This is a genomic window from Mesorhizobium sp. M2A.F.Ca.ET.042.01.1.1 (assembly GCF_003997405.1).
Classification (GTDB): domain Bacteria; phylum Pseudomonadota; class Alphaproteobacteria; order Rhizobiales; family Rhizobiaceae; genus Mesorhizobium.
Genome location: NZ_RZRX01000222.1, coordinates 1 through 10834, shown reverse-complemented (window position 1 = coordinate 10834; position 10834 = coordinate 1). Strand labels below are relative to the sequence as shown.

The 10834-nt window shown below is 59.8% G+C and carries 8 protein-coding genes and 1 pseudogene; 4 read left to right on the top strand and 5 right to left on the bottom strand.

The window, feature by feature from the left end:
• Positions 1-1341: 1341 nt before the first annotated feature.
• The 3 genes from EOA23_RS26440 to EOA23_RS26430 form a co-directional block, all read right to left on the bottom strand.
• Positions 1342-1566, bottom strand: a complete 225-nt coding sequence (locus EOA23_RS26440) for a hypothetical protein (protein ID WP_127306314.1) — start codon at positions 1564-1566, stop codon at positions 1342-1344.
• Between the two features lie 12 nt (positions 1567-1578).
• Positions 1579-1785 carry a hypothetical protein gene (locus EOA23_RS26435; protein ID WP_126060816.1) on the bottom strand — a complete coding sequence of 69 codons (207 nt, stop codon included), beginning with the start codon at positions 1783-1785 and terminating at the stop codon, positions 1579-1581.
• Positions 1786-1946: 161 nt separating this feature from the next.
• Positions 1947-2201 carry a hypothetical protein gene (locus EOA23_RS26430; protein WP_145966485.1) on the bottom strand — a complete coding sequence of 85 codons (255 nt, stop codon included), beginning with the start codon at positions 2199-2201 and terminating at the stop codon, positions 1947-1949.
• 270 nt (positions 2202-2471) lie between these two features.
• Here EOA23_RS26430 and EOA23_RS26425 point away from each other — a divergent pair, with 270 nt between their 5' ends.
• Positions 2472-2756, top strand: a complete 285-nt coding sequence (locus EOA23_RS26425) for a hypothetical protein (protein WP_126060818.1) — start codon at positions 2472-2474, stop codon at positions 2754-2756.
• An 874-nt stretch (positions 2757-3630) separates the two neighbouring features.
• Here the strand turns inward: EOA23_RS26425 and EOA23_RS26420 are convergent.
• The gene (locus EOA23_RS26420; protein ID WP_126060819.1) at positions 3631-5004 is read right to left on the bottom strand and encodes an HlyD family type I secretion periplasmic adaptor subunit; all 1374 of its coding nucleotides are present in this window, start codon (positions 5002-5004) and stop codon (positions 3631-3633) included.
• Positions 4997-6748, bottom strand: coding sequence for a type I secretion system permease/ATPase (locus EOA23_RS26415; RefSeq protein ID WP_245474354.1), 1752 nt, complete (start codon positions 6746-6748; stop codon positions 4997-4999). The genes EOA23_RS26420 and EOA23_RS26415 overlap by 8 nt, the downstream gene beginning before the upstream one ends.
• A gap of 906 nt (positions 6749-7654) precedes the next feature.
• Here EOA23_RS26415 and EOA23_RS26410 point away from each other — a divergent pair.
• The 3 genes and pseudogenes from EOA23_RS26410 to EOA23_RS26400 form a co-directional block, all read left to right on the top strand.
• Positions 7655-8863, top strand: a complete 1209-nt coding sequence (locus tag EOA23_RS26410) for a glycosyltransferase family 4 protein (RefSeq protein WP_127306313.1) — start codon at positions 7655-7657, stop codon at positions 8861-8863.
• A complete protein-coding gene (locus EOA23_RS26405) occupies positions 8863-10125 on the top strand; it encodes an O-antigen ligase family protein (RefSeq protein WP_127306312.1) in 1263 nt (420 codons plus the stop codon). The genes EOA23_RS26410 and EOA23_RS26405 overlap by 1 nt, the downstream gene beginning before the upstream one ends.
• Before the next feature lie 71 nt (positions 10126-10196).
• A pseudogene (locus tag EOA23_RS26400) lies at positions 10197-10834 on the top strand (asparagine synthetase B); the annotation flags it as partial.

Here is a 10834-nt window from a genome sequence, read left to right as displayed (position 1 = left end):
GCGACAGGCAGACCCTGCCTCAGAAGCGTTCCCGCCTCGGGGTTGAGCACAAAAGGGCCAAATGCGAGCCGCTCCGGCATTACGAGACATTATGTGTTTTCGGTGATTTTCGGAACTGTTCGGCCGCGCTTCGATACGTTTTGTTGGCAGCCCGACATCTTGGCTCCAGCTCAGCCACAGGAGAGCGTGCGATGCCTGGGAGCCGCGACTACCCGACGATGGCAACTGAAGCCCCAACGGTACGGCCGGCTCAAAGCCCTCGCGGACGTGAGGAGGAGTTCCGTGCCGCGCTCGATCGCTACATGGCCTTCTATGCCGAAGAACAAAGACACTATACAGAGTCCGTCGAGCGGTCTGGCGAAAGCGCAGGAACGTGTCTGCGGAAACGTGCAACGTCCCGCTGGGAACTTTCACCGGCGAAAATCATCGACAAGTTTCGCAGCAGTCCCCAATCGTACCCATTGGGAAAGTTGCTCCTAAAGCGCCTGGGCTGGCGGGCGGCTCAGCAGTCCAGACCGGACATGCTTTGAGTTTCCCTCGGCAAGGGCAAACCAACGTGTGCTCGTGATAGAAACCGGCGCCAGTTCCATCCCGCCGTGGCCATAAGGACGGCTTATCGAAGCCCGATCTGCAAATCTGCGGGCGATTTCCGCCTTCTGGTCACCCGCCGCAGTTCTTGTTCCTCGACGGGGATTCTTGGAAGCTTTTCGAACTTTCTGCGCCTCGCCTCCACCCGAATTGCGGGTGCTTGTGGGTAAGGCGGGCCAGTAGATTAGGTCTTAGGATAGTTCAGAGGCATTGAGTGTAACGACTGCTTTGCGACTTCTCACAGTCATCGGAGCGAGCGCGCCCGGTCGTCGAGCGCATGCCAGAAGCCGCTTTCCTCGCCGAGCACTAGGCCGCGCATGACGCGCCGCGCACCCAGCCGGCGATGTGGTTGCGTCGATCCTTGAAAGGGAGTGGTGGCGACGCTGGCGAGAAGCCCGCAACGAATGACACCGCGCGCGAGGCAGCTAGATCCCAAGCGTCCAATCGGCTCTTGGCACCCTGAGCGGCCGGTCAGGTTCCGCCGACACAGCTTCGATCACCTCGGCCGCTGCCTTCAAGACCAAGTCGGCCGAGCGATCGACCTCATCGAGGCGTCGCATGATTCGAAGGCGGAGACGCACGAGCTGGTGAAGCTCGGCACGCCTCTCGCCAATGGTCAAAGCTTCAAAACGCAAAACACTTACTCGGCACGCGGGACGAGCGGCTATCGTCGCTCAGACCTGCCGCCACGGCGAGATCACCATCTGGCGAACGCCTCCACCGTTTGTGGTACTCCAAGAGCCGATGGGCGGGTCACAATCCGAGCGTTTCGCCCGCTTCCAGCAAAGCAAAATCTGCCGCCGGCCTCTCGTGCCTGGCCGCATCGGCGAACTCCTCCAAGGCCTCTTCGACTTCGTTGACCGAGGTCGCTGTTGCCTGCATGTGAAACAATACCCGGTGCGTAAGCATCGCGATTTTGGCATCGCGGAACAGCCGGTGATGATGCATCGATGCCGTATCGAAATCGGCGATCTGCATGACGGTCGCTCCTCAGTGTGCCGTCGGCGCGATTTTGAGCAGCCGACGGCGAGCAGCTTTCGCGCGTGCCTGGCCGGCTCGTATGCGGCTGCAAAGGGCCAGGCTAACGGCGAGGCCGTGGTCCTCGTCGAGCAGCGCCGTCGCTTGCTTCAGCGAGTGCTCGGCTCGCTTTGCGCGTAGCCGTGCGACCGCTATTTCCAAGACCGTAAGCTCGATCATCGTTCGGCATCCTTCCGGTTTGCCGTCCCTTCGAGAAATCAATCGGCGCCGGGAGCTTTTGTTCCTGCGACGGAATAACGTCTGGGGGCGAGATCATGACGGCTCTCCCGACCTGCAGTCCGTCCTCGACGCAGCTGCGGCGTGACTGGCGCATCCCGCCTTTAGCCTCGTGCTGTCTTGCGCTTAAACGTCACAATGGCCCGGGCACGATCGACATCCGCGTCAAATCCGGCCGCTTGCCACGACTTGCATTGGACATGGGTCGTTGTCTCGGGATCTTCGTTGGCCCACCACCAATCGTATTCCCGGGCCGAGGCCGGCAAGCTGGCCATTTTTTCCAAAGACTTGAAACTCAATGTCACGACGTCATCAGTTCGCGTCATGAGATAGTCCCGCCAGGAATCGTAGTGCGCCATGGGGTGATTAGGGATCAGGGCTTCGGTTTCTTTGGCGGAGCCGGTTTGGCCGGGTTGCCATCTGCGTTCGCAAGCACGGCTCTGGCGAAGCGTGCGGATACGTTACTTTAGCGCGTGTCCCGCAAAGTCTTCGCTGCCAGCGCTTCAATTGACTCTGCATGGGTCTTTTCCACCTCTTAGGGGTTTCCATCTACGCTCCACTGGCGAACGGAACCAACATGCTCTGGAGTTGAGAAATAGTCGAGATGCCTTTCGGGAAAGTGCTCCCGCATGAACACAACTCCAGACCCACAACCCGTCTTCAATGGCCTGGTGCTTGCGGCCTTCAAGGCTCGTCGGGCAGGCGCGCAGTTTGTGGCCGATCTCCTCAACCGCGTTTTCCGTACTGACATCACAGCCGGCGAGCTTGCCCTCGGCGCGGCAGTCCTTTCCGTCATCCGCGCATTCACGCTGCTTGGGTCGACAATCGCGGCCGTCGTGACCGGGATTGGCTTCCTTGCCGACCGCGGAGATGGTGGACGAGCTATTCGCCCAGGCGGAGCGGCGCACGACTAGATACTCACAGTCGCCGGCTGATATCCGAATTAAGGACGAGGTGCCGGGCGGCGCGGCCCGGGAACGGCTGGACGCCTTAGCAGCGGCCCGACAGTTCCGCGCTCTGTTGGGGTGCGTTGGGTTGAACCGCCGGGCCTAGCCGACTCGGGGTGGGGAGTCGGCCGATGGAGATGTTACATTAGAAAGAGTGCATGAATAACACGGTTGGTTACATTCCACCGGTTTCGCTGAAGCTCGCCGGGCGCGTTCTCTCTCCCGGCGGCGCAATTTCTGCTGGCGCAAGTGCGTGCGAGGCAGTGCGCGCGCCACGCTCCTAACGTCGAACCGCCGCCGCTGGTACATCCGCAGTCCGGGACGGGGGTCGGGAGCGGCCCGGCACGACGGGGTAGGCCAGCTACCCAAAATTGATGCCAGCAATTGGGTCCCCAGATGAGACGGCTGTTGGCTGCTCCCAGGTCGTCCTTATGGGGCTCCGCTTCACCAGCAATGAGGTGGATGACGGACCTATAGGCGCGTTACGCCGAAATGGACCAGCTAGTCGGGCATCAAAGACCATGAGATTAGGTATGTCAGGGGCGATCAAGGTATAAACGAACCGTGCCGCGCTGTTTACCATCAACTACAGCCGAGATGAAAAGTGCGCTACGATCCGGTGGCAGCTAGGATCGTGCGGTCATTGAAGGCCGAAGGATGCTATCGCTGATCCGAGGGAGGGGTTGGCAAGAATGCTCGCGCCCGGCGGGCCAATAGGGAATCCGGCGGCGCGGGTGATCGGCATCAGCGAAACCAATCTTGCCAAATCTGCATAGTGGGCTGGTTCTCGCCGTCTTGAGTGTCTTTGGCCTCGGGTGATGGATCGCTAACGCTGTGGACTCTAGCGGAATGCACGTGACATCTGGTCCGTGAGCGGCTTCAGAAGATAGGACCAAACGCTATGACGGCCGGTGCTTACGTGGACCTCGGCCGGCATACCAGGCTTAAGCACCTTTGCGTCGGTCAGGCAATCAGCCTTATCTTGCACAATGATGCGTGCCGAGAAATAGGAGAGCTGGTGCTGCTGATCCTTGATCAGGTCTGCCGAAATCCATTTCACCTTGCCACTGCACGCCGGTGTCGTGCCCGCATCGAACGCCGTTAGGCGAATTGAGACTGGCTGACCCGAACGGACTTCGTCAACCTGGGAGGGGGGGATGCGCGCGTCTACTACGAGGTTGTCCGCATCAGGGACAATCGTCATCAGCAATTCCCCTGGAGCGATTACACCGCCAATCGTGTGAACAGTGGATTGCTGTATCGTTCCCGATTGCGGGGCGCGGATTTCGGTTTTGGACAGCTCGTTCTCCGCGACGATCTTGCGCTCGTCGAGCTCGGTTCGCTTGGCTTCTGTTTCACGCAGCTCTTTGGTCACCTCGCTGCGCGTTTGCTCGTCAAGTTGCAGGACCTGCAATTCGGTTTCGGTGATCTTCACCTGTGCTTCCGCCACAGCCGCGGCCAGACGCCCTGACTCGCCTTTCGCTCTTGTGGCCTCAAGCCTCACATTGCTGAGTCTCTCTTTCGAGACCAGTTTTTTGGAATACAGGTTATCCACATCGCTGAGATCGCGGCCGAGCAAGGTAGCGGATTCGTCCATCGCGGCCTGCTGGGCCTTGAGGCCCTCGAGTTGACGCCCGATCTGCTCGGTCTGGCTTCTAAGAAGCGTTTTCTGACCGGCCAGTTCCGATGCCCTTGTTTCGAGCAGAGTACGCTCGCCGTTGACCAGCGCCACCACGTTCGGATTGCCCATGTCGGCCTGCAGGCCGCTTGGGATCCGCATTGTCGACAGTCCTTGACGTTCGGCCTCCAGTCGAGCAAGTCGCACCGTGGCACGGTCTAGATCCTCGCTGATGATCTCGAGGTTTGCCCGAGCCAGCGTGTCGTCCAGCCTGACCAACACTGCGCCTGCCCGGACATGGTCGCCGTCCTGCACATAGATTCCATTAATGGTGCCACCCGTCTGGTGCTGTACCTTCTTGGTGTCGCTTTCCACGACTACAGTTGCCGGTGCGATCACTGCGCCCGCAATTTCGGTCAAACCGAGCCATAGCCCTCCGCCTACGACTAGCAGGCAAGTGACCGTCAGTCCGAGCGTCAGGCTGGGTCCGAGGTCGCCCGTCGGTGTAAGCTCTTTCGAGGTCTTCGAGCACGAGCCGGCATCGGGCCAGGCGGAAAATGGAAGGTACGAAAGCAAGCGAGGCAGAACGTCACGCATGTCCGCTAACACCAGTTCGAATGGGCATGACAGCGGATGGACGATGCGCGGGGGAAGGGGGGGCGCGCACGATGCTAGCCAACACCTCTTCGCGAGAGCCGAATGTCCTGACCATACCATCAGCCAGCACCAATACCTGATCGATGTTGGTGAGAGCGGAGGGACGGTGCGCAACCACGATGACGATGCCCCCACGCTGTCGCACCGCCAGGATCGCACCGGCAAGCGCGGCGTCGCCTTCGACGTCGAGGTTTGAGTTTGGCTCATCCAGAACAACAAGAAATGGGTCGCCATAGAGCGCCCTGGCAAGGCCAATCAATTGTCTTTGGCCAGCCGATAAGGCCCTGCCTCCGTCGCCGATGCGCGTTTGAAAGCCCTCCGGTAAGCTCATGATCAACGAATAGATGCCTGCAGCCCTCGCGGCGGCAAGGATACCTTTCGGGTCGCTCTTTCCGCCGAACCTCGAAATATTGTCCGCAACCGTTCCGTCGAAGAGTTCAACGTCTTGTGGCAGGTAACCGATGTGTGAGCCAAGCGAGCGCGGGTTCCATTGGTCGAGCGAGGCTCCGTCCAGCCGGACTTTGCCCTGGAGGGGAGTCCAGGCTCCGACCAATGCCCGCACGAGGGTGGTCTTGCCTGAGCCGCTTGGGCCGACAATGGCCATGCCGGCGCCGCTGGTAAGGCGAAAGCTTACATCGAGCACCGTCGGCTTCGGCATGCCAGGCGGCGCTACAGTCAGTCTCTCCACGGTCAGCTGTGTATGCGGCCGCGGCAATTCCATGGGGTCGGCCGCAGTTTCGAATGCCTCCAACGTAGCCTTGAGATGGAAATAGCTGTGTCGGGTGGACAGGAAGCCCTTCCAGTTCGCGATTGCTGCGTCGACCGGAGCCAACGCACGGCCAAGCAAAATCGATGATGCAATGATGACGCCTGGCGACGCCTCGCCGCCGATCACCAGGTAGGCGCCAAGCCCCAGCACGCCCGATTGCAGTGACATCCTTAGCGCCTTTGACAACGAAGCAGTTCCGCCAATGATGTCGGACAGCCGCTCTTGGTGCGCCAGATAACCAAGAACGAGTTCGCTCCAGCGTCCCGCCATTCTGGGCAGTAGGCCCATCGCGTAAACGACCTCGGCATTGCGCCGCCCGGACTCGGCAAGTGCGCGTTGCGATATCATTGCCTCTGACGTCAGCTTGGCGGGGGTGCGACCGAAAATTTCCGCCAGCGCGGTTATTGCAACCACTGCAACAGCACCAAGTGTCGCGAGCATGCCGAGCGCCGGGTGGAGCATGTAGATGATCATCAGATAAAAAGGGATCCAGGGCGCATCGAAGACCACAGTCGGCCCTGATCCTGCAACAAAGCCACGCAGGTGCTCGACGTCTCGAAGTGGATCCAGCCGGTCAGCCTCTCGGCCAGCTTTCAGAGGCAAGAGCACCGAAAGCGCAAACGCCCTTTGATGGAGATTTTTGTAGAGCCGGCTTGCAATGCGGGCCAACAGTCGGAGTCGCACGAGGTCGAGCAGTCCATAGGCCGCGTAGAGACCCAGCATGCCAGCAGTCAATCCGACCAGGGTCGGTATGCTCTGGGATGGCAGCACCCGATCGTAGACCTGCAACATATAGAGCGAACCGGTCAACGCCAGCAGATTGGTCATCGCGGAAAAAAGCCCAACACCAAATAGCCCCGGTGCGCAGTCCGACATCGCGCTATGTAAAAGGGACGATACTTGCTTGGTCTTCATTGCCTCTTATTCTTCACGCGGGAGTGCCGCGTGGCCTTGTTGGGCTCTGGCCAATAGGGGAAACCCCGCCCTTGGAATGCTCTCAGTTCGGGCCAATTCCCCTGTGAAAAACGTGAACATGAGGCGTCGCTGAAATATCCGAACTTTAATCAAAATGAAGCAAAATCGTGGCGTCGAGTGCGCTCGCCGGCAGCTAGAGCGGTGAAATTCGGGGATAACGCAGGGGAAGAAAACTGAGTTAACCCCAACTATTCTGGACCCACCGCGCTGGAAACGTGGCGTTTTTTGTCCGCGAGACACCTTTGTGACACGCGGCTTTGATCAACTATTTTGTCCGGCGAAATCGGTACGTGATAAACTTGCGCGCTGCGTTCATTTTTCCACGGTTGATCTAGGCGGGCTGGTAGGAGGCGGATGGGGGGTCGTAGATATCGAAGGCATAGCGTCGATTCCCAAATGCTGCTGCAACACTCCGGACAAACCAGGAAATCATCTCGAGAGCCTCAGAGGTCGGACGGATGGCGGTGTTCGAACCGGGCGGGCACCGTAGTGGATTGCTCCTTGATAAGAGACCTCAGTTGCGTTGCACTGCAAGCACGCTGACAGCCGGTTCTTGCGCGCACTATCCCCCCGCTGGCGTGGGACGGCGCGGAAGACAGTGGAGCCAAGACATCTTTCAGTTTGAGCCCTCGCGGCTTCCTCTTTAGCGCTGGATGGATTGAGGTTCTACAGTTCCCGCCAAGAGGGGCCGTCGTCCATCATTCGAACGGACGAGGACAAACGTTAGACCCCTCCGTAGCTTTCCGTGACTTAGGCAATCTCGCACAGTAATCGGGCCATGAGAGATCACTACGATTCCGACGATGTCGGACTGCTGGCCGGCCGCAGTGTTAGCGGAGCGGCAAAATGAAGCCGCATCTGGTCTGCGTCGGCGGCGAAGATCACGCTCTGAGAGTTCCATTCTTCTTGGAGCTGCGTGCGAGAGGTTTCCAGATCACGGCAGTTTCGACTTGCGACGGCGCCTCTTTCCGGAGGCACGGGATATCCCACAAGGGATATGAGTTTGATCGCTTCAGCAGTGGCAGCGGGAAAGCCGGCGCAATCAGAGCACTCCGCGGATTAATCGCCGAGCTGCGTCCGGACATCGTACAGAGCTTCGACACAAAGCCAAATCTTTTGGCTCCGCTCGCGGCGCGGGGGCGGGTGCCGGTTGTTCGTACCATCAACGGACTGGGGTGGACGTTCTCGTCCCTTGCGCTGCGCGCCTTGATGCTGCGGCCACTTTTCATCGGACTGCAACGGCTGGCATCCCTTTGGACGGCGGCGACGGTATTCCAGAACCGAGACGATCAGAAGTTCTTTCATCGATACCGGCTGCTAGGCCATGGCACCAACTGCCTGATTCCGGGTTCCGGCATAGACATAGGCGCTTTCGCGGCTGCCCAGCATCTTGGGCCGCCAGCCGCGCGGCTTCGCCAGGAATTCGGGCTTGAATCGGCAGAAGTCATCATGTTTGTCGGGAGATTGACTCGTCAGAAGGGGATTCTGACCCTCCTCAAGGCGGTGCCGAAGGTTCTGGCCAGACGGCCGAATGCGCGGTTCGTACTGATCGGACCTTGGCAGTCCGAGGGGCCGTTCGCCGTCGCCGAATCGAAAATTCGGCAGCTTGGTTCCAACGTTGTGGTTCTGGGCAAGCGCTGCGACATACCGGCCCTTCTGGGTATAGCTGATGTGTTTGCTTTTCCAACGGAATACCGTGAGGGAGTTCCTCGCGTGTTGCTGGAGGCCGGGCTTGCAGGGCTCCCCATTGTTGCTTCAAGGATGCCGGGCTGCACCGATGTCGTCCAGGATGGGTGGAACGGGCATCTTGTGGCGCCACGCGATCCGGATGCATTGGCCAACCGAATCGTCGACCTGCTCGCTGACCGCCAGCGCGCCGTCAACATGGGCAGCCGTTCCGTCGATCTTGTCAAAGAGCGCTTCGCCCTTTCCGGGGTAGTCGACCAGTATTCCGATCTATACAGGGACGTCCTTGCGGCTCGTTCCCATGGCTCTCCCGCCCCTTCATACTTGGCACACCGCCTCTCCAACAGCCGAATGGGGGAGTCGCGCTGATGATGAGGGACGCATTGCTTGCTGCGGGGGTCGCCTTGTCTTTCGCATCGCAGATCTCCGTCCCAGGTCTGCCATTCGGGTATGGCGAACTCTTTCTGATAATTTGGATAATGCTCTCGCTCGGCCGGATTTTGGCGGGGGGTTCCATAGTAGCCACGCCGGCCTTCGCGAAATTGGCCAAGTTCTGGTTGCTTCTGTCTCTGACTTTGGCGGTCGGCACCTTCGTCGGCTACTTCACCTCGGTGCTTTATCTGACGGGACTATCACACGATGCAATGGCTTATGTGTTGCTGGCGAGTGTCACTTGCCTTGCAGCACTGGAACCCGATGCGGAATTGCGCTTACGACGGAGCGCTTGGTGGGTGATCGCGATCGCCACCGGAGCCTTCCTGGTTCAGCTTGGGGTGGCGTGGGGCTGGATCCATCAGTCGGAGGTCGAGCCATGGTATTGGGACCGCTTGCGAGGCTGGTCGGAGAATCCCAACCAACTCGCACTCTATTGCGCAGTCTTCGGTCCTCTGGCGCTGCACCTGGCGACGACAACACAGAGCCGATGGGCTCAGTTGTTCGCGTTCTCTAGCCTTGTCCCGATCTTCTACGTCGGACGGCTGACCAAAAGCGACACCTATCTCTACACCACTATCTTGAGCGGTCTCGTATTTCTGGGGCTGTGGCTCAGGGCGTGGTTCGCATCAAGTTCCGGCAAAGCCACCTTGTCCCGAGAGATTGCCCTGCTGCTCGTCGTCGGTGCAGTTCCGCTCGCCATCGCGGCGGCACCATACGTAGTTACCGAAGAGAGCAGCGTGGCCGAGTTTGCCAAGAGCCTCACCAAGGACGGGGGCGACGAAGCAACAGCGGAGACATTTGACCTGCGCGTTTTTCTTTGGGGGCAGGCGATCGAGACGGGACTGCAAACCTGGTCACTTGGCCTTGGTCCGGGACCACACCTTGAGCGACCGCCGGTCGCCGACAAACAGTTCCTGGAGCGCCCATTTGAAGCCCATAGCACAATACTGGATCTCTATCTGCAAGGAGGGTTGGTGGCGGTCCTGGCGCTGGTCTGGATCGTGGGGTCGGCCGCAATGTCTGCCTGGCGAAGCCGCTTCGACGCGCTCTCGGTGCTCCTTGCCTCGGTGGTCGTCTTCAGCTTGCCGCATCTGATCATCCGCCATCCCATCGTTTGGTTTGCGCTGACGTTCTGCCTAGTGGCGGGAATGCATCCAGCAGTCCGGCAGCGGCCCGGGTATGCAGAGGTAAGTTGATGTGCGGGATTGCCGGAATTCTAGTCGCGCCGGAGCACATGGATGCAAATTCGCTACGGCCGATCGGGCACATGACGAGTTCGCTTCGCCACCGCGGACCTGACGGCCAAGGACTTTGGATTGATCGTGATGCCGGCATTGCCTTGGGCCACCGTCGGCTCGCGATCGTCGACCTGTCGAGCACCGGTCAACAGCCGATGCGTTCCGCCAGCGGTCGCTACATCATTTCCTTCAATGGTGAGATCTACAACTTCCGCGACCTGCGGCGCCAGCTCGAGGATGCGGGCTGCGAATTCCATGGCACCGGCGACACTGAAGTGCTGCTTTGCGCGGTAGAGTTATGGGGTCTGGAAGCCGCAGTCAAACGCCTCGCGGGGATGTTTGCCTTCGCGTTGTGGGATCTCAAAACCAGAACTCTTCACCTTGCCAGGGACCGGGTGGGCAAGAAGCCGCTTTACGTGGCGCTGGCAGGAGGGGCCTTGCTCTTCGCCTCGGAACTCAAGGCAATCCGGTGCTTTCCATCCTTCTCGGCCGAGATCGATCTCGAAGCCGCCGAAGCCATGCTGTCGCAAGGCTGGGTTCCAGATCAGGCCTGCATCTGGCGAAACGCGTTCAAGCTGCCACCCGGCTCCTTCCTTTCGGTCAAATCTTCGGATCTCGCGAAAGTGGTCAGTGCGGGTTCGCTTGCGCAGCGTGTCGACCATTGGTG